We start from the raw sequence: 19,973 nt of genomic DNA on the forward strand, positions 1-19,973 counted from the left end.
ATCCGCAGTGAAATCGTTCACCGATATCTTCATCAAGTTCCCGGTGCTGGCCATCGTGGTCAACCTGGTCATCGTCCTCGTCGGCTGGAGGGCCATCTACTCGCTGCCCGTCCAACAGTTCCCGAAGCTGGAAAGCTCCTCCGTCATCATCACCACCGTCTATTACGGCGCGAGCGCGGAGACGGTGCGCGGCTTCCTCACCACCCCGATTGAAAAGGTGGTGTCCCAGATCGGCGGTGTCGATCACGTGGAGTCCACCAGCCGCGCCGGCACCAGCATCGTGACCGTGCGGTTGAAGCTGAACCATGACACGACCGCCGCTCTGGCGGAGGTGACGGCGCGCCTCCAGCAGGTGCGCGCGGAACTCCCCGTGGAGGCGGAACCGCCGATGGTGGAGATCCAGCGCGCGGACCGTCCCTACGCCACGTTCTATCTCAGCTTTACCTCCACGGAGCGTGATGTGCCGGCGATGACGGACTGGCTGACCCGCACCATGCAGCCGCAGTTCGCCACGCTGCCGGGTGTCCAGCGCGTGACCCTGGAAGGCGCGCGCCCCATCGCCATGCGGGTATGGATCGATCCGGACCGCCTTTCCGCGCTCAACCTCTCTCCGGGGGATGTGCAGAACGCCCTCGTCCGGAACAATTTCCTCGCCTCCGTCGGCCGGACGAAGGGGAACATGGTGGAGATCAACCTGCTGGCGAACACCGACCTGCGGACCGAGCAGGAGTTCTCCAACATCATCGTCTCGGAGCGGGAGGGCAGCATCGTCCGGCTCAGTGACGTGGCGGATGTGAAGCTGGGGGCGGAGGAACCGGACTACGTGGCGAAAGAGGACAAGCAGGAGTCCGTCTATCTGGGCGTGTGGCCGCTGGTCGGCTCCAACGAGATCGAGATCCAGCAGGCGCTCACCGCAAAGATGGAGGAGATCCAGGCCACGCTGCCGAAGGACATGAAGATGAAGCTGGTCTATGACGGCACCATGTTCATGCGCAGTGCGCTGAAGGAGATCAGCAAGACGCTGCTGGAAACCGTGCTCATCGTCGGTCTGGCGGTGTTCCTTTTCCTCGGTTCCATCCGCACCGCGCTGGTGCCGCTCATCGCCATGCCCATTTCGCTCATCGGTGCTGCGGCCATCATGCTCGCGCTCGGCTTCTCGCTCAATCTGCTGACCATCCTCGCCATCGTGCTGGCGGTCGGTCTGGTGGTGGACGACGCCATCGTCGTGGTGGAGAACATCGAGCGGCACGTGCGGGAAGGGAAGTCTCGCAGGCAGGCGGCGTTGCTTGGTGCCCGTGAACTACAGGGGCCGATTGTCGCCATGACCATCACGCTGGCGGCGGTGTATGCACCCATCGGCTTCCAGGGTGGCCTCACCGGCTCCCTGTTCCTGGAGTTCGCCATCACGCTGGCGGCGGCGGTCGTCGTCTCCGGATTCGTCGCGCTGACGTTGTCCCCGGTGATGAGTTCCAAGTTCATCCACGCGGGCGGCCATGAGGGCAGGCTGACGAAGTTCGTGAACCGCATCTTCGACAAGGTGAAGGCGGCCTATGGCGTGGCGCTGGACAGCGCCCTGCGCATCCGTTGGGTCATCGTGGGGGTGTCTTTCGTGGTCATGCTCGCCGCGGTGCCATTCTACCTGTTCTCCCAGCGGGAGATGGCCCCGGTGGAGGACCAGAGCCACATCAGTGTCTTCATGGACACCGCTCCGGATTCCACGGTGGAAGCGTCCAACCGGGACTCCATGGCGGTGATCGATGCGGTGACCTCCATGCCGGAGGCGGAATACATGTGGTCCCTGACCACCAACTGGGGTGGCTTCGGCGGCATGTCCGCGAAGGACTGGAAAGAACGCGAACGCACGACGGAGGAAATGTACGGCGAGCTGTTCGGACGTGTTTCCCAGGTGCCGGGTATCCGCGTCTTCCCGCGTCTCGATCCTCCGCTGCCGACGCCGGGCCAATATGATGTCGAGCTGGTCCTGCTCACCGACGGACCGGTGGAGGATCTGCTGCCCGTCGCGCAGCAGGTCATCGGCGCGGGTTTCGCCAGCGGCCAGTTCCTCTACGTCGATACCGACCTCAAGATCGACCGTCCGGAGGCCCGCGTGAACATCGACCGCGAGCAGCTCGCGGACCTCGGGCTGGACCTCGCCGCCGTGGGGCAGGAACTCGGCACCCTGCTCGGTGGCGCCTATGTGAACCGCTTCAACTACTTCGACCGCAGCTACAAGGTGATCCCGCAGCTCGGGGATGAGAACCGCTCCGCCGTCGGTCCGTTGCTGGACATGAAGATCAAGACCCCTGCGGGGGACCTCCTGCCCGTGTCATCCTTTGCCAGCGTGGAGGCCCGCACCTCGCCGCGCACGCTCAACCGCTTCCAGCAGCAGAACGCCGTTAAGATCTTCGGTGGGGTGGCTCCCGGCGTGACGAAGGAAGCCGGCCTCCGCGTGCTGGAGGATGCGGCGAAGAAAGCGATGGGCAAGAGCCTGGTCATGGACCACGCGGGCGAGTCCCGCCAGATCCGCCAGGAAGGCTCCGCGCTGGTGGTCACGCTCGGCTTCGCCATCATCCTCATCTACCTGGTGCTGGCGGCGCAGTTCCACAGCTTCCGGGATCCGCTCATCGTGCTCCTCGGGTCGGTGCCGCTCGCCATCTCCGGCGCACTCGTCTTTACCTTCCTCGGCTTCACCACCATCAACATCTACTCCCAGGTGGGCCTCATCACGCTGGTGGGCCTGATCGCGAAGAACGGCATCCTGATCGTCGAGTTCGCGAATGAAATGCAGGCACGGGGGCTGGAAAAGGTCGCCGCGCTGCGGGAAGCCGCGCTCACCCGTCTGCGTCCTGTGCTCATGACCACGGCGGCCACCGTCTTCGGACACTTCCCGCTGGTGCTGGTCACCGGCCCGGGGGCGGAGGCGCGGAACAGCATTGGCATCGTGCTCGTCACCGGCATGCTGGTAGGCACGGTCTTCACCCTGTTCGTGGTTCCGGCCTTTTACGTCATCATCGCCGCGAAACACCAGCGGCATGAGGATGAGGAGGAAACGGAGGGCGTTCCGGCGGAGGCACCTCTCGCCACGGCATGACGGAATGGAGACTCCGTTCCCCGTTTCCCGCTGGACGACCAGCGGGGCCGCAGCCGCTTCGTCGATGAACGCCGCCATCCCCAGCGCCACCGATAGTGACGGGGCGGACATCGGCACCGCGGAATACGGTGCCCCATCCATCTGCCGACCGTCGAATTCACCACAGAGGGTGGCATCATCCGTTTGAGAGGGGAGCGGGGGATGAACCCCACCTTCGAATGCAGCGACAATCTCGAAGATCTGTGGACCCCCTTGGGCGGAATCCTTTTCTCTGACGGAGGAGGAAATCTGACCGTGAAAGATCCTTTCGATCCCGGCCCGCAACCTGAGCGCCGTTTCTACGTGCGGTCCCTGTGCCGTAGGAAGTGCCGTCTTCCTTCATCCCAGCCCCTCACCGACGTGGCGGGCGGGGGGCTCCGCCACGTCTGCTCGGGCTATCCTAAAGCAGGGGGATTCGGGATGTCGCCGGACCATGAACAAGGCGTCCGACGGACAGATCAAATACCGTATCTTCACGATTGGTTAATCTCCACTCCATGAATCCGGCATCGGATTCCATAAACCGGCCAATGCCAAAAACACGGCGTCTATCCGCTTGAAATGACGGAGCACCTTCTTAGCGTGATCCCTGTAATGGGTCTGCGCATACGGGTGATGGTGGTCGATGACGTTGCGGTGCAACGGATGGTCATGCGTCGTCTCATCGGCCAACATTCATTTCTGGAGTGGATCGGCGAAGCGGACGGCGCCGAAAAAGCCGTGGGGATGATCGATGAACTGAAGCCGGACGTGCTGCTGCTGGATGTGCAGATGCCGGGCCTCACCGGGCTGGAGCTGTTCGCCAGCTTGAAGGATCCCCCGAAAGTCGTCTTCGCCAGCGCCTGGCCGACCTACGCCGTGGACGCCTTCACGCTGGATGCGGTGGACTACCTCCTCAAACCGGTGTCTCCGGAAAGGTTCGCCGCCACCGCCAAGCGCCTGGAGCGCCTTTTCACCGAAGACGAGAACCCGGCCGTCCGGCATGAGCCGATGGACCGCATCTGCGTGCGTAGCACGGAGCGCACGATTTTCCTTCCTCTCCCGACGGTGGCTTCGTTGAAGGCGGACGGGGATTTCACCTGGGTCCGGGACGTCCACCAGCCGGCCATCCTGGCCTGCCGGCGGATCGGGGAGTTCGAGGAAATCCTGCCATCCCCTCCGTTCATCCGCTTGGACAGGTCGCTCATCGTCAACCTGGAGCGGGTTTCGAAAGTCGAACGCCTTTCGAGAAACGACGCCCAGGTGTGGATGCGCGGGCTGGAGGAACCGATGGAGATCGGTAGGACCGCCCTCGCCCGGCTCCAGGAGGTGATGAAGGTTCCCTGACCGGCGTGGCCGTTCACGGCCGTGGGGATCACCTCCTCATTTTCATGTCCGGGATGCTCAGGGTGAAGGTGGCGCCTTCCCCCGGCTTGCTCTCCACCCTGACCTCGCCACCCAGCAAGCGGGCCAACTGGGAGGAAATGGACAGGCCCAGTCCGGTGCCACCATGCTCACGGGAAACGGACGCATCCGCCTGCGCATAGGGTTCGAAGATTTTTTCGGTCTGCTCCGGGCTGATCCCGGGGCCGGTGTCCTGCACCTTGAACTCCACGGTGGAGTGGGGTGTCTCCTGGGTGGCGACCACCTTGACGCCACCTTTCGAGGTGAACTTCACCGCGTTGGAGATGAGGTTGGAAAGGATCTGCCGCAGGCGGGTGGGGTCCGTCGTGATCGTGTCCGGCATCGCCGGATCGATCTCCATCTCCAGGGAGATGGCCTTCGCATTCGCGGCGGCATGGAACAGTTCCACAATCCGGTCGAGGAACTCGTCGATGATGACGGGCATCTTTTCCACATCCATCTTCGCCGCTTCCAGTTTGGAGTGGTCCAGCGTGTTGTCCACCAGCCGGAGCAGGTGGTTCGATGACATCTCCGCGATCTCCACCACCTGGTCCTTCTCCTCCTGGGATTTCGAACTCTTGTAGAGCCAGAGGGAACTCAGGATGCCGGACAGGGGGGTACGCACCTCATGGGCCAGCACGGAGAGGAACCTGGACTTCGCCGCATTCTCCGCCAGCGCACGCGCCTCCGCCTCTTTCCGGGCGGCCACCTCCTCGCGCAGCAGGCGGTTCATCCGCGCCGTCATGAGCGTCCACAGTCCGAATGCCGCCGCCAGCACGCCGATGATGCCCAGCGACCAATAGACCCAGCGGAGGTCCGGCTTCGGGTCGCGCTCATGGATGAACGATGCCAGATCCACCTCACCTTTCAGGAAGCCGAGGTCCGCGTAGGCTTTCACGATGCTCTCCCAGCGTCCCGGGTTGATGTAGCCCAGTTCGATCAACTCCGGGTGGATGAGCTTTACGGACTCCGCGGCCTCGAACAGCAGATGATCCCGTGAGTGGTCCTGCGGATACTTCTTCAGGATGAGGTCCACCATTTCCTCCTGGTGGGCCATCGCGTATTTCCAGCCCCGCAGGCTGGCATCCAGGAACTTCCTCACCCGATCCGGGTTCTCGCGGATCTGCTTCTCCGTGGTGAAAAGGTTGTCGCCGTAGAAGTCGATGCCGCCAGCCCGGGGGTTGAACACCTGGTAGGGGATTCCCTTTTCCTTCAGGAAGAAGGGCTGGTCCGTGGAATAGCACGCCATCCCCTGTACCTTGTCCTCCAGCAGATCCTCCAGCCGGAAGGTGTGGGGACGGACGTCCACCTTGGACACGTCGATGCCTTCATGCTTGAAGTAGGCCAGCAGCTCCGCCGCATCCAGCTCCATCATGATCTTCCGCCTGGAAAGTTCATGGATGTCGTGGATGCCGGATGCCTGGGTGGAAATGAGGACGAATGGCGAATGCTGGTAGATCACGCCCAGCACGACCACCGGCTCCCCCTGGGCGCGCAGCAGGACCAGGTTCGACGTTCCCACGCCGAAGTCCGCGTTCCCCTTTGTCACCTCCCGCGCCGTGTCCTGTTCCGGCTGCGCCTCACGGATCTCCACATCCAGACCGGCCTCGCGGTAGTAGCCTTTCTCGATCGCCGCGTAGTAGCCCGCGAACTGGAATTGGTGCGTCCATTTCAGTTGCAGTGTCACCTTCTCCAGCGCGTATGCCGGCAGGGCGGCAACCATGGTGAGGCATGCCAGAAGGAAAGAGGGGAGCCGGGAAAGGCGGAAGGGGAAGGTCATCGATGCGGGTGATCTCTGACCCATCCTAGCATCTCCCTGTGATGGGATGGGAGATTAAAATGATCTGTCCGCGCTGAGTCCGCCGCCGCCTTTCCAGCCGCCCCGCCGGTGGCGAAACACGTGCCCATCACGCGGATGGATGCCTGCGCCTCATGGTCCGCGGAAAGGCAGCGTCCGGCGACGAACAGGCCGGGGATGCCCCGTGGCTGCAGGCAGCGCAGGGGGATGCCCGCCGGACGGTTTCCCTGCGGGTAGCGGAGCTTCGGCCCTTTGACTGTCTCACGCAGCTCCATAGGCCATGTGGCGAGTGCGATCTCGTCATCAAAACGCCTGCCCTCAAGAAGGTCCTCCGCGGTCAGCACATATCCGCCGATCCAGCGGCGGCTTTCCCGCACCCCGGCGCGTACCGGCCACTGGCTGATGTAGGCGTTTCTCCACCCATCGCTGCTGTGTGAGAGAAAGCGCAGCACCTCCCCCGCGATCTTCCGGGCCACCGGACTCCAGTGAGGAAAGGCAACGTGATCCAGCGGATCATGCCCGGTGGACTCCCCGCCGGTGAGGTCCAGCGATCCGAAAATCTCTCCCGTCCTGCCGGAAGCGCGGAAACTCAGGCCCATCGCTGATTTCGGCAGAATCCCTTTCCTTACCCCTTCCACGATCCAGCCCGCCGTATGGAGCCGTGCGGCATCGTCGAAGCCCGTCATGCCCTGCACCCCGAAAACATAGGCGGGCCGCTGCAGGCCCGGGCTGTCCGTCATCTCCGCACCCCCACCCAGAAAGCCCGCCACCACCGCGTCTCCTGAGGCATCCACCAGCGCCCTGGCGGAAACATCCGCCATTCCGCCGCGTCCTCCCAGCGTGATCCGCCAGACGCCGTCCTCCCGTGTGACCGCCAGCACCTCCGTGTGGAAGAGGGTTTCCAGCGTGGATTCCGCCGCAGTGATCTCATCCGCGATCCTCACGAACTCCACCGGGTGCTGTGGCAGCACGTCCACCCGTCCCATCCGCACCGGGCCGAGACCGGTCGCGGCGATCATCCGCTCCGCCATTTCCGTCGCGAATCCGGCATTCGCCAGCACCGCTCCGGGTTCCTCCCGCAGCAGATACAGCCCGCAGAAAGTATGGACGAGGGAAGCGGTTCCCATGCCACCCAGATAACCGTAGCGTTCCAGCAGCAGCGTGCGCGCGCCGGTCCGTGCCGCGGTCACGGCGGCGGCCAGTCCGGCGCTGCCGCCTCCCACCACCACGACATCATGGACTTCATTCATGGGGCGGACCTAGAGGAAATGAGGGCGGCCAGCGAGCGGGGGGTGGAAAGGTTCGCCCGGGTCATGTCCCCGGGGCCGAGCGTCACTCCGAATTTCTCCTCTGCTGCGACCACCATCTGCATGACAGCCATGGAATCCAGCCCTGCGGAAAACAGATCCCCATCCGCGGCGAACCCATCGCCCAGCTCCACCATGCCTTCCTCGTTCAACCAGTCGATCACCTCCTCCGGACTCATGCGCGGAAACCGTGGAAGCTCCCCATGGGCAAGTCAATCATCGACGGATATTTGTTCGATGAGTGTCGAACATTTCGGTTGAGAGTCGCCGGGCCGCTGCTACGGTCCCGCCCGAAACCGCATGCACCTTCCCACCTCCGCCAGCGGCTCCGCTCCGCCGGAACAGGCCACGCTGAAATCCTGGCTCGCCGTTCTGTCCGTCTCCCTCGGCGCGTTCGTCCTGGTCACCTGTGAGTTCCTGCCCATCGGCCTGCTGACGAACATCTCCGGAGCGCTGGGTGTCTCCTCCGGGGTGGCGGGGCTGATGGTTTCCGTGCCCGGCATCGTCGCCGCCTTCGCCGCCCCCGCACTGACCCTGCTCGCCAGCCGGGTGGACCGGAGGGTGCTGCTCCTTTCCCTGATGGCGCTGCTCGCCCTCTCCAGTTTCATTTCCGCCATGGCCCCGGATTTCAAGGTCATGCTGGTGGCGCGGGTGCTGTTCGGCATCAGCCTCGGGGGATTCTGGAGCAACGCCATCGCCCTCGGGGGCCGCCTGGTGCCGAAGGCGTCCATGGTCCGCGCCACGACCATCATCATGGCGGGCATTTCCATCGCCACCGTGGCCGGTGTGCCGGTGAGCAAGGTCGTCGCGGACTTCCTGGGGTGGCGGACCGCCTTTTCCGTGATCGGCGGAGTGGTCCTGCTGGCCGGTGCCGTGCAGTGGTGGGCGCTGCCAAAGCTGCCTGGGCCAAAGGCACCGGGCTTCCTCCAGTTCACCCATCTGCTGCGCCATCCGGACGCTCGTATGGGCCTGGCGACCGTGGCACTGGTCATCGCCGGACACTTCGGGGCCTACACGTATGTCACGCCGTTTCTCAAACAGAACCCACAGATGGGACCCGGCTACATCAGCTCGCTGCTGCTCGCCTTCGGCGTGGCGGGGATCGCCGGAAATTTCATCGGCGGAGCGGCGGCGGGCAGGAACCTGCGGGGGACCATCGGCGTGGTCATCATCCTGCTTGCGGCTTCCATCATGCTCCTGCCATCCACCGGGATGAACGCGGTCTCCACCTCCGCGCTCATCCTTTGCTGGGGCCTGGCCTTCGGTGCGGTGCCCATTGTCCTCCAGCTATGGGTTTTCAAGGCGGCTCCGGAAGCCATGGAAGGCGGGGCCGCGCTTCTGACCTCCACCTTCCAGGTGTTCATCGCGCTCGGCTCCGTCCTCGGTGGCCAGGTGGTGGATCACCTCGGCGTGTCCGCCGTGATGTGGTGCGGCGGTGGGGTTTCCGCGCTCGCCATTTTCATCGTCCTCATCTCGCGCCACCAGCCTGTGGCGAAGGAGCCGGACGCGGTGGAGGCCTGCGGAGGATGACCGGCGGAGGAGCGGAAATCCATCCGCCCGCCCTTCGGTGGACCGATAAACGGTCGTGTACTTGTTGGGGGGGGCGCCCGGGATAAGGTGGGGAACCGGTGCACGCACGCCTGTGCCGCCCGGTCGAACCATTCCCCTTTGACCACGAATGAACCACTTGTCCCCAATCACCCATCCGCGCCGGGCGGGCGGCTTTCTCCGCAAGCTCGCCGCCGTCTCCATTTCCTCGGTCGCGCTTTTCTCCGGCCTCCTCACCGCGGCGGAGAGCGCGGGGAAACTCCGCATCGCCATCCTCGCCGGGGAGAAGCACTCCGATGAGTTCTCCGCCGCGCTGAAAGAGTCCGGCATGAAAGCGGAGAAATATCCCGATTCCTCCCAAGGTTGGTCCAAGCTGAAAGCGGATCTCAAAAATCTGGACGTGATCGTCGGTGCGCCGGATCTCAATGCCATCCTGCCACGGGCGGATGGCGGGAAAGCGGAAGCGGAGGAACTGAGGGGATTCATGGAGGCAGGCGGCGCGATCGTGCTCACCGGCGCGACCGGACCGGGCCAGTTGGAGTGGCTTTCGCTGCTCGATGAAAAGCTGGCGGTGACCACGGAGGAGCCGAAGCAGAAGCCGAAGGACGGCACGTTGTCCGAAATGAATCCCGTCCACAGCTTCCGCATCCTGCCGGGGAGATTGGGCGACACCGGGGAGATCTCCACCTTCTACAAGGCGGGGACGCCGGGCGAATGGGAACACATCGCACGCTGGGCCTCGCAGCCGTGCATGATGATGAAACGCTTCGGAAAAGGATTCGTGGTGCTGTCGGCACTCCGTCACCCGGATGCCGGACTGCTGGGGAACACGGGAACCATGCTCCGGCTCCAGCGCATGGGCTTGTTCCATCGGATGTCGGAACATGATTTCGGCGGAGCGAAGGACACCTTCGGGCGCAAGGTCATCGCTCCCGGCAGGGGGCAGACCCGGTTGATGCTCAGGAACACCACGGACGAACCGCTGGATGTCTCCGCGGTCCTCCGCATGGACAACGGAAAGGAAACCCGGACCGTCCGGCGCGGGGTGAAGGGCATCAAGGCCAACGACCAATCCTGGCTGGCCCTGCCCGTCATGGCGGACCTGCGGGGGGAAACCAAGGTGGGTGTTTCCATCATCAATCCTTCGGATGGGGCGGAGATTCCGCTGCTTGCGGAGACCATCACGCTTCCGGAGTTCCTGACGGTCATCCCTCCCGCCTACCGTGGCATGATTTCCACCGCCCGCCGTGACAAGGACGTCCATTTCAAGATCCGCCTCGAGCCGATCTATGGGAACATCGCGGGGATGCCCCTGAAGCTGGAGATCACCGCGCCGGACGGAAAGAGGATCTCCGCGAAGGAAATGACCGTCACCACCGCGGAGTTCCCTGTCGTGATGGATCTGCCTGCGGATGCTCCCGAAGGGGAGTACACCATCCGCGCCGTGACGGAACGCCCCGGTGCGGTCGTGGACGAGGCGAAGGCGGTTTTCAAGATCGTGCCGGTCAGGCCCGGCCAGGTGTTCGTGGACCAGGACACGGTGATCCTGAAGGACGGGAAGCCCTTCTTCCCGCTCGGCATCTATCACGTCAGCGGCGCGCAGGTGGATGAGGCGGCGGAGATCGGTTTCAATATGTTCCAGTTCTGGGACTGGGACGCCACTCCGGAGAACATGGATCGGCTGGCGGAAAAGGGCATCACCTCCATCTGGGAAGGCCAGGCGTGGGGGACGGCGGTCTATCTCAATCCCGCCACCGCTTCCACGCATCCCGCGTTCCAAAAGCAACTGGGCCTCATGGAAGAGGCCGTGGCGAAGTACAAGAACCATCCCGCCCTCTCCATGTGGTACGTGGCGGATGAGCCGTCACCCTATCACCTCCCATCCCTCCGTGCGATCAATGGCAAATGGCATGAGCTGGATGAGGATCATCCCACCTACCTCGTCGCCACCGGGGAATACGGACAGCTACAGGATGCCTGTGACATTCTGGCGATCGACGTCTACCTGGTCTATCGCGGCCAGCGCAACCACCTCTCCGCCATCGCCAGTGCCACGGATGCCGCGCTGAAGGGAGTGGACTTCCGCAAGCCGGTCATCGCCGTGCCGCAGTCCTTCGGGAACAACAAGCTGCACAATGAAAAACCGGAGGAAGTCCGCTGCATCTCCTACCTCCACCTGACCCACGGCGTGCGCGGGATGATGTGGTATTGCTGGAAGGAAACCGGCGACAAAACGGGCGAGGAAGGCGCTGGCCACCACCCGGAAACGCAGAAGGTTCTCAAGGACCTCGTTGCCGAGATCAAGGTCGTCGCCCCGGCGCTGATGGAACCCGGCGGCCGGATGCTGAGATCCGCTGACGGCAGGATTCATGCCCTCCTCTGCGGCAGCGCGGCCACCGGCAGGTACCTGCTGTTCGTGAATGAGGACTACGAAGCCACGGACGCGGTCCTCCGCCTGCCCGAACTCACGGGCGGAAAGCTCACCGGTCTCTTCGGCACCGCCGCGGCGGAGGTGAAGGACGGCAACGTGAAGCTCAAGGTGTCCGCGCTCGGGACCGGGGTGTTCCGCATCGACTGATGGCGGAACGTCCGGCGGTCGGGGGCTGTTTCAGAACTCGACCGTTTCCCCCAGGGCGGCGATCTCCACGCTCCCGCCGTGGTGTTTCTCCGCCAGCGCCCGCTGCAGCGCGTGGGCGGGTTCGTGGTCGCCATGCACCAACCACACCCGCTTCTTCGGGCCGGTGGTGCGGTCGAAATAGTCCAGCAGTTCCGAGTGGTCGGCATGGCCGGAGAAGGAATCGACCGTCTCGATCCGCGCGCGGACCTTGAACCGTCCGCCGAGGATGGGGACCTCGCGTTCCCCGTCGCGGATGCGCCTGCCCAGGGTGTTCTCCGCGCAGTAGCCCACGAACAGGATCGTGGTCCTGCCGTCGGAAATGTTGTGCTTCAGGTGGTGCAGGATCCGCCCAGCTTCGCACATGCCGGACGCGGCGATGATGATCGCCGGTCCTTTAAGGTCGTTCAGCGCCATTGAGGCGTTCACGGAGCGGATCAGCGTCAGATTCTCGAAACCGAACGGATTCTCCCGTTGGAAAAGCTGTTCATACACCGCCTCGTTGAATGAGTCCGGGTGCAGGCGGTAGATCTCCGTGGCGCTCACCGCCAGCGGGCTGTCCACGAACACCGGCAGTCCCGGGATCTCCCCGCGCAGGAAGAGGTCATGCAGCACATAGAGGAGTGCCTGCGTGCGTTCCACGGCGAAGGCCGGGATGAGGATCTTCCCGCCGCGCTTCACCGCCTCCCGGATCACTTCGCCGAACTGGTCGTCCACTCCGGGAGGAGCCTCGTGCTCGCGCCCGCCGTAGGTGCTCTCCATCAGGAGGAAATCCACATCCTGCACCGCGACGGGATCCCGCAGCACCTCGCTGCCGCCGCGGCCCACGTCTCCGGAGAAAAGGAAGCGTTTCTTCTTCCCGTCCGCCTGGTCCGTGATCTCCAGCAACACCTGCGCGCTGCCGAGGATGTGCCCGGCATCGATGAACGTGAGTGACACCCCGTCCGCGATGAGCATGGGCCGGTCATAGCCGATGGTCACGAACTGGCGCAGGCACCGCTCCGCGTCCTGCTCGCTGTAGAGGGCGGGCACGGCGTCCAGGCCATCGCGCAGGCGGTGCTTGTTGAGCCAGTCGATGTCGCTTTTCTGGATGCGGGCGGAGTCTGCGAGCATGATCTGGCAGAGATCCCGCGTGGCGTTGGTCGCGTAGATGTTGCCGGTGAAGCCCTTCGCGCAGAGATTCGGCAGGTTGCCGCTGTGGTCGATGTGGGCGTGGGACAGCACCACGCAGTCGATGTCGGCGGGATGGAAGTGGGGGAAACAGCAGTTGATGTCATACGCGTCCTTCCGCCGGCCCTGATACAGCCCGCAATCCAGCAGGATGCGCTTCCCATTGACCTCCAGCAGATGCTGCGAACCGGTGGTGGTGCCGGCGGCACCGCAAAATTTGAGTTTCATGCTTCAATACGGAACATCGGGCCCCTCGCAGGTCACTTCAAGTCCGGAAGGCGTTCCCAACGGGGATCCTGATCGGGTGCTGTTCCCGGGATGAAGGATGATGACCACTGATTTACTGATTCAGACTGAAGAAATCGCCTCCGATCTGGCTCTGACCCCGACTCACATCGGCTCTTCTGAAATCAGTAAATCAGTGATATCGAATGTTTCCGATATCTCCCTGATTCCGAAATGCTGGGAATGCATTCCCTCAATCCAGTTCCAGTGAGAACACCAGCGAGTCCCGGCCGCTGGCTTCGAACTGCTCGCGCCGCTTCTCCGGCAGGTCCTCCACCGTGGCGGTGCTGTAGCCCAGCCGGTTCGCAAAGAAGTCCGCCGCCCGGTTCGTCAGCGCGAAGACCCGGGGGATGTTCCTTTCCCGGGCCATCTCCTCCGCATGCCGGACAAGCTCCACGCCATAGCCACGGCCTTCGTGCGCCTGCTTCACATACAGGCAGGCCACCTCCGCGGTGTCTTCCTCCCGGTATTCGTGCAGCGCCACACAACCGACGACGTTGTCGTCGATGGTCATGACCCGGAAGTCGTTGATCTTCGACTGGATGTCCTCGTAGGTGCGGGCGACCAGCTTCGTCCGCCGGACGCTGCGGCCGATCATGCCCAGCAGTTCCGGGATGTCCTCCTCCCGCAGCGGGCGGATGATCCGGTAGCTGTCCGCGTGGATCATGGTGCCCACGCCTTCGTTGGAGAAAAGTTCGTCCACCAGCACACCCTGGCGGCGGCCGTTGAGCACATGCACGCGGGGGATGCCACGGTTGCAGGCCTCCGCCGCGGCGTGGAGCAGTTCCACTCCCGGGCCGTCCGTCTGCTCCGTGAGCGCCAGCGCATCCGCCGCGCGGATGGCATGGGCGGGTGCGCCGTTGATGAGCAACGCTTCCTCAAGCAGCGCGATGACCTTTGTCACGCCGATCCCCTTGGCGAAGTCCACCACCGCCGGAGCCAGCGGGCTGGTGGAGGAGGCGTCGATTACCACCGACTGGCCGCGGGCCAGGATGTCCAGCGTCTCCTTGACCGCGCCGGGGTCGGTGATCGGTTTCAAAACGCGCGCGGACATGATCTCGCACTCCAGCGTCCAGTCGTAGAGGTCTTTCAGGTCCCCACCCAGCACGGCGAGCACCAGCTTCACCCCCAGATCCTCCAGTACGGCCAGGTCCAGCAGTGTTTCCGCAATGGCGGGTTCCGGCAGCAGCCCGGCCTCGATGAGCACAAGGAAGGTCTTCCCACGGAACTGGGGAATGTATTGGAGAACCTCGCGGACGTTGCTCTGTTGGGCCACTGCGCTTTACCTAGCAGATGCCCGGCCACCCGCAAGGGCGGATCGCGGGGGGGGGGGGGAGGTGTGATTGGAGGATGGCAGGGATGCCATTCCATGGCGTCCGGCGGGGGAGACTTGCATCGCCAGCCGGTGCCAATCGCGGATGAGGCCATCCCATCGGTATCACATCCCGGGGAAGGGGGCAGTTCACCCCGCCGGACCGCATGGAATGCGGTCCCTGCCAGCCGGACAGGCCTCGTCCTCCCAAGTCTGCGGTTGTCCCGGGCGTTTCCATGGTATTCGCTGGGGCATGCTGCAGCTCAACCCGGACCTTTCCGACCTTGTCTCCGATGCCACGAAGGGACTGCTGGATCGTTTCGGCGCACAGGCCACGGTGACCGCAGCCGCGCCCGGCCGGGTCAACCTCATCGGCGAACACATCGACTACTGCGATGGCTTCGTGCTGCCCTTCGCGATCGACCGCCATGTCGTCATCGTGGGAGCCGCGAACGGGACGCGGGACATCCGCCTGGCCACTTCCCTGAACCGGGAAACCGCCGTCATCCCCGCGGAACCTCCCGTCGAACGGGGGGAACCCGCGTGGGCGAACTACCTGCGTGGCGTCATCCGCGGCTTCCAGGACCGGGGGCATGTCATCCCCGGCTTCGACGCTTTCATCCTTTCCTCCGTTCCGGGCGGCGCGGGCCTTTCCTCCTCCGCCGCTCTGGAGTGCGCCATGGCCACCTTTCTGGAAGGCCTCCTCGACACCGTGCTGGAGACGAAGGAAAAGGCGCTGCTCTGCCAGAAGGCGGAGCATGACTTCGCCGGGGTGCCATGCGGAGTCATGGACCAGTTCGCCTCCGCCTTTGGCCGGCCGAACCGCCTGGTCCTCATCGACTGCCGGTCCGGGGAGCCGGAACTGGTTCCTTTCGAAAATCCCGACCTCACCGTCATCATCGCCAACACCATGACCCACCACGCGCTGACGGACGGAGGCTACGCCACCCGCCGGAGTCAGACGGAGCAGGCGCTCGCCATCCTGGGAAAAGCCTCGTGGCGGGATGTCACGGAGGCCGACGTCCTCGCCAACTGGGAAACCATGGGGGATCCGGTGAACCGCCGTGCCCGCCATGTGGTGAGCGAGATCGCCCGCACCATCGCCGCCGCGGCCGCCCTTTCCCGCAATGATTTCGAAACGCTCGGGCCGCTCATGGCCGCCAGCCATGATTCCCTGCGGAATGACTTCGAGGTTTCCTGTGAGGAACTGGACGTGATGGTGGACATCGCCCGCTCCATCGGCCGCAACGGCGGCGTCATCGGCAGCCGCATGACGGGCGGGGGCTTCGGTGGTTCCACCGTCACCCTCTGCGAGTCCGGCTGGGCGGCGGAGATCTCCGGGATCCTGGCGGCCCGCTATTTCGAAGCCACAGGCATCCAGCCGCAGATCTTCGCCTCGCGGCCCGCCATGGGCGCCCATCTGGTGGGCTGACGAGGAAATCACCCCTTCGCCCGACTGGTGTCGTGCACTGGAGGTATTTCATTCATGGAGTGCGCGGATTCGGGTTCCCAAGCCGTTAGACCTAGACAGATCGGCGATGGATCCACAACTTGGGACAATGCGCCCGACCTTTTCATCCTCCTCCGGAATGTTTCTCGCAGGGGCCGCTTTTGCAGGGATGCTGCTGGGAGCCGCGGCGCGGGAGGTGAAACTGGAGTTTCACAGTGGTCCGGGGAGCCAGACGTTGCAGACGTTTTCCCCCACCTTCGTCAACGCCATGGATGTCCCCATGACCGGGGCTTCGTTTGATGCGCCGCAGTGGCAGATCGGCACAGTGACGCTGGGTTTCATGCCACAGCCGGGACAAAGGCTCACCGCGTTCAAGAGCACGGTCAACGCTCCGGTGGTGGGACGCATGAAGGGCGGTGACGGAGACTGGATCACGGGAACCTACGGGACGGAAACCATCGGTTTCCACATCGCCTATGCGGCGGACGGATCGGTGTACTTGCACACCTACTACCCGGGGATGCCCGACCTGAATTTCAACCCGCTGGACATGGGTGCCGAGGCAACCGCCGTGGGACCATGGCGGCGGATACTCAGTCCGACTCACACCCGGATGAACTTCCTGCGGAAAGATGGGACCGTGGATGGCTCGATGCCGTTCGTCTCCTATTACAGTGATCCCTCCACCCTCCTGATGCAGGATGACGGGAAGTTCTTCAGCAGGGCGGAAGGCAGCACCTTCCGCAGGTTCAACGTGGATGGCACGCCGGACTCGGAAATGCAGGCCATCCCAGGCAGCCTCCACCGGATGACCCAACTGAGTGATGGTCGTCTTGTCTGCTCCTTCCATTCCGCCGAAACAGGGGTGGTGATCCGCTTCCTGCTGCCGGATGGCACGCCGGATCCCGCAGCGCAGGATTTCCCATTGGAGACGGCGAGCTGGGCCTTGGCGGAACAGGACGATGGGAAGATCCTGGTGGCGGCGGGCGGCTCCGGAGTCCACCGGTTGAACCGGGACGGAACCGTTGACGCATCCTTCCAATGTACCACCGCCAGTCCGGGGGACAACCGCGCCGACGTTTCCGCCATCCTGCCGCTGCCTGATGGAAAAATCCTGATGGGAGGGCACTTTGAATCCGTCAACGGGGTCAACAAGAAATTCCTCGCCCGCCTCAACACGGACGGCAGCACGGATGAGTCCTATGACGTCATTGTGCAGGGCGACTTGCGGGGGATCGTCACGACTCTTATGAGGCTCAACGATGGCAGGGTGTTCGCCGGGGGGGATTTCAATTACGTTCGCAAACCGGGCCGGCCGGGGGATTACCGTTATGGACTGATCTGCCTGATGCCGGATGGCACGCCGGATGAGGAATATCGTCCGATGCTGGATAGGCTTTCTCCGGCCAACCGGGTCCGCTCCATCAACATGCTGTGGGACGGCAGCATCCTTCTTTCCGGAACATTGCGCCTGGCGAGTGGTCCGCTTTCAAACCCCAACGTCCGGCGCTTCCTCAACACACCGGTGGTATCCACGGTGACAGTTGTTCCGGGCGCGGGTATCACCTGGACGAGGAACGGGGAGGCGGCGGACTTCGCCTACACCTCCTTTGAATACCGGGGCGACGGCGAATCCTCATGGACTCCACTTGGCAAGGGGGTGCGGGCCGGAGCGGGGAACTGGTTCCTTTCCCATACAGGAGCGCTGCCGGCCAGTGGCTTCATCCGCGTGCGGGGCCGCCTGAGTACGACGAACCGTGCCCCGGGTGTGGTGATGGAAAGCCATCTCTTTGGCAGGGAGGAGCTGACCGCCATCGAGCAATGGCGTGAAGATCACTTCGGTGATCCGGTCAGTGACGGTCCTGCGGCGAACCACGTGGATGCGGACCGTGATGGCATCGGGAACCTTGCCGAATATGGTCTCGGCCTCGATCCCAGGTCCCCGGACCAACCAACCGTACTCCCGGCCTGGATCTCCACCGGCGATGCCCACGAAGTCTCCTTCACCCCTCCGTCCGGCCTGCCGGTCACCTATGGCGCGGAGTGGAGCACCACATTGCATGCGGATGACTGGCATGTGGCGGACGAACTTCCCGGCGATCCGGGGGGGAAAGCATTCCGTGTCCCCCATGATGCGCCCGGTTCCAGGGCGGAAAGATTGTTCTTCCGTCTGAGGTTCTCCGAGTGAGCGGCTTCCCGCCCGCCATCGGAATCTGCGGGAATCGTCGACGAAATCCGCTTGTGGCCCGGGCTTTCAAATCGCGGACACGACCCTTTTTCTTGCCACACCGCCGGAATGGGGGAAACTGGGCGAAGTTCGGCCCCCTTGCCAAAAAGGCCCCCACTTCCGCATGCCCCGGTTTTCCGTCCCCATGATCCTCCTGATGGCCTCGCCGCTGTTGGTGACGGGGGAGATGCGTGCCCAGACTCCGGGGGCGATGCCAAAGGTGGTGGTCCCCACGGGGGCGCGGCCGCAGCCGCCGAGGAACGGTCAGATCCGTCCGCCGGAACCCGTCGCGCGGACGGTCTATCCGTGGAAGACCCATGTCACCTCCACCATTTTCTGGATCGGGGAACAACCCACCCAGAACAACCCCACGCCGAACTGCAAGTCCTCCTGGGACGTCGCATGGGCCATCAACTTCGGCGGATATGATGACCCGAACCCGGAGAACCGCATCGCCAACCACACCACCGGGGAGTTCCGCCCGAAGGCGTTCATCCCGAAGCTCAATCCTTTCTACATCGCGTTGCCTTACAACGACGTGATCAACTACAACACGCACAAGCCGGAGGCCTCCCGGGTCATTCCCTGGTTCTCGCGCATGCGGCCCCTCCCCGGAAAGACGGTCTGCAAGGGCCGGTGGATCCAGATCTTCCACAAAGGCCGCAGTTGCTACGCCCAGTGGGAGGACTGCGGCCCATGGGTCACGGACGATTGGGAATATGTCTTCGGCAACAAGCCGCCGAAGACGAAGCAGAACGGCTCGGCTGGCATCGACCTTTCCCCGTCGGTGAGGGACTTTTTCGGCCTCCGTTCCGGGGAAAAGGTCCATTGGCGGTTTGTCGAGGCAGGGCAGGTGCCCTACGGGCCATGGAAAAAATACGGAAATCAGGCCCCGGTGGATGATCCGGATATCGAAGCCCAGCGGAGATACCTGGAGTACCTCCGCAAGCTGCGGGACGAGGAATTCATGAAGCGGCCCATTCCCCGCTGAAGGTTCCCGGGCATTTGCCCTCCTTCAGGAAATCGATGGTCTGCCGCACGGCATCCGGGTGGATCTGGATGAACGTGTGGTCCGCATCCACCACCGAGAATCCTTTCAGCCCATCCACCCGGCCACGGCCTGAAGAGACGATGCCGTCGTTGTCCCCATCCAGGAGCCGACGGAAAAAGGGGATGGAAGACCGGTTGCCCATGATGACGAAGGCTTCCTGATCGCTGGGCAGGAGGGGAAGCCGCGCCGCCAGCGCATCACTGGCCAGCGCCCGGGCGGCGGAGGAGAGGAACGGCCTGAATAACACCTTGCTGGACGCCCAGTCGATGATCTCGCTGCCGGAACTGGGCGGAGCCATCATCACCAGCCGTCCGGCGGTCCACCCGTGTTCCCGTTCGAGCACCATCCGGGTGACGATGCCACCCAGGGAGTGGGTCACGAAGTGGACCCGTCCTCCGTCCGCGAAGCGGGTCACCTCTCCCTCCACATGATCCAGAATCCAGTCCAACGGCTTCACCAGCGAGGGGTAGGGGAGGTTCAGGGTTGAGAAACCCGCCTGCTGGAGCTTTCTCGCGAGCGGGTTCATCGCGCGCCAACTGCGTCCCAGTCCGTGGAGAAGCACCACTTTTTCCGCACCCGTCTCCGGGCCGCGATGGGCGCGGCGGTCCCATGGCAGGGGAGGGATCAGCATCTCCACCCGTTCCTGGAACGGGGTCGGGGTTCCGTGGTGCATGGTGGATTCTGGCATGGATCGGGAG

General features: G+C 63.9%; 14 protein-coding genes. 8 read left to right on the top strand and 6 right to left on the bottom strand.

The features are described from left to right. Positions 1 to 7 precede the first annotated feature (7 nt). From KF712_01100 to KF712_01110, 3 genes are all read left to right on the top strand, one after another. The gene (locus tag KF712_01100; protein MBX3739558.1) at positions 8 to 3,091 is read left to right on the top strand and encodes an efflux RND transporter permease subunit; all 3,084 of its coding nucleotides are present in this window, start codon (positions 8 to 10) and stop codon (positions 3,089 to 3,091) included. A gap of 4 nt (positions 3,092 to 3,095) precedes the next feature. Next, complete coding sequence (locus tag KF712_01105) at positions 3,096 to 3,278, top strand: hypothetical protein (protein ID MBX3739559.1); 183 nt, start codon at positions 3,096 to 3,098, stop codon at positions 3,276 to 3,278. Between the two features lie 446 nt (positions 3,279 to 3,724). Beyond that, entirely contained in the window at positions 3,725 to 4,456 is a 732-nt protein-coding gene (locus KF712_01110) for a response regulator transcription factor (GenBank protein ID MBX3739560.1), read from the top strand. Positions 4,457 to 4,484: 28 nt separating this feature from the next. Here the strand turns inward: KF712_01110 and KF712_01115 are convergent, their stop codons facing one another. The 3 genes from KF712_01115 to KF712_01125 are packed head-to-tail and all read right to left on the bottom strand — an operon-like array spanning position 4,485 to position 7,797. Beyond that, positions 4,485 to 6,293 (bottom strand): ABC transporter substrate-binding protein, encoded by a 1,809-nt coding sequence (locus KF712_01115; GenBank protein MBX3739561.1) that lies wholly within the window; start codon positions 6,291 to 6,293, stop codon positions 4,485 to 4,487. Further along, on the bottom strand, positions 6,290 to 7,561 hold the full coding sequence (locus KF712_01120) for an FAD-dependent oxidoreductase (GenBank protein ID MBX3739562.1): 1,272 nt from the start codon (positions 7,559 to 7,561) through the stop codon (positions 6,290 to 6,292). The genes KF712_01115 and KF712_01120 overlap by 4 nt, the downstream gene beginning before the upstream one ends. Then, positions 7,558 to 7,797, bottom strand: coding sequence for an acyl carrier protein (locus tag KF712_01125; GenBank protein MBX3739563.1), 240 nt, complete (start codon positions 7,795 to 7,797; stop codon positions 7,558 to 7,560). Before KF712_01125 ends, KF712_01120 begins: the two co-directional genes overlap by 4 nt. A 121-nt stretch (positions 7,798 to 7,918) precedes the next feature. Here KF712_01125 and KF712_01130 point away from each other — a divergent pair, with 121 nt between their 5' ends. Together KF712_01130 and KF712_01135 are read left to right on the top strand one after the other, a co-directional pair. After that, a complete protein-coding gene (locus tag KF712_01130) occupies positions 7,919 to 9,148 on the top strand; it encodes an MFS transporter (protein MBX3739564.1) in 1,230 nt (409 codons plus the stop codon). Positions 9,149 to 9,296: 148 nt separating this feature from the next. Beyond that, a complete protein-coding gene (locus KF712_01135) occupies positions 9,297 to 11,744 on the top strand; it encodes a hypothetical protein (GenBank protein MBX3739565.1) in 2,448 nt (815 codons plus the stop codon). A 30-nt stretch (positions 11,745 to 11,774) separates the two neighbouring features. Here KF712_01135 and KF712_01140 read toward each other — a convergent pair whose 3' ends face one another. Then, a complete protein-coding gene (locus KF712_01140; GenBank protein ID MBX3739566.1) occupies positions 11,775 to 13,178 on the bottom strand; it encodes an MBL fold metallo-hydrolase in 1,404 nt (467 codons plus the stop codon). Positions 13,179 to 13,428: 250 nt separating this feature from the next. Next, complete coding sequence (locus KF712_01145) at positions 13,429 to 14,511, bottom strand: GNAT family N-acetyltransferase (protein MBX3739567.1); 1,083 nt, start codon at positions 14,509 to 14,511, stop codon at positions 13,429 to 13,431. Positions 14,512 to 14,800: 289 nt separating this feature from the next. Here KF712_01145 and galK point away from each other — a divergent pair, with 289 nt between their 5' ends. The 3 genes from galK to KF712_01160 all read left to right on the top strand — a co-directional run bounded on the left by galK (position 14,801) and on the right by KF712_01160 (position 19,215). Then, positions 14,801 to 15,979 carry a galactokinase gene (galK, locus tag KF712_01150; protein MBX3739568.1) on the top strand — a complete coding sequence of 393 codons (1,179 nt, stop codon included), beginning with the start codon at positions 14,801 to 14,803 and terminating at the stop codon, positions 15,977 to 15,979. A 157-nt stretch (positions 15,980 to 16,136) separates the two neighbouring features. Beyond that, positions 16,137 to 18,185, top strand: coding sequence for a delta-60 repeat domain-containing protein (locus KF712_01155; GenBank protein ID MBX3739569.1), 2,049 nt, complete (start codon positions 16,137 to 16,139; stop codon positions 18,183 to 18,185). Positions 18,186 to 18,492: 307 nt separating this feature from the next. Continuing rightward, on the top strand, positions 18,493 to 19,215 hold the full coding sequence (locus KF712_01160) for a hypothetical protein (GenBank protein MBX3739570.1): 723 nt from the start codon (positions 18,493 to 18,495) through the stop codon (positions 19,213 to 19,215). Here the strand turns inward: KF712_01160 and KF712_01165 are convergent. After that, positions 19,190 to 19,948: an alpha/beta hydrolase gene (locus tag KF712_01165; protein ID MBX3739571.1), complete on the bottom strand. Its 759-nt coding sequence runs from the start codon at positions 19,946 to 19,948 to the stop codon at positions 19,190 to 19,192. The two genes, KF712_01160 and KF712_01165, sit on opposite strands and share 26 nt — an antisense overlap. Between the last annotated feature and the right edge of the window lie 25 nt (positions 19,949 to 19,973).

The sequence above is a fragment of the Akkermansiaceae bacterium genome (assembly GCA_019634595.1).
In the GTDB taxonomy this organism is placed as follows: domain Bacteria; phylum Verrucomicrobiota; class Verrucomicrobiia; order Verrucomicrobiales; family Akkermansiaceae; genus Luteolibacter.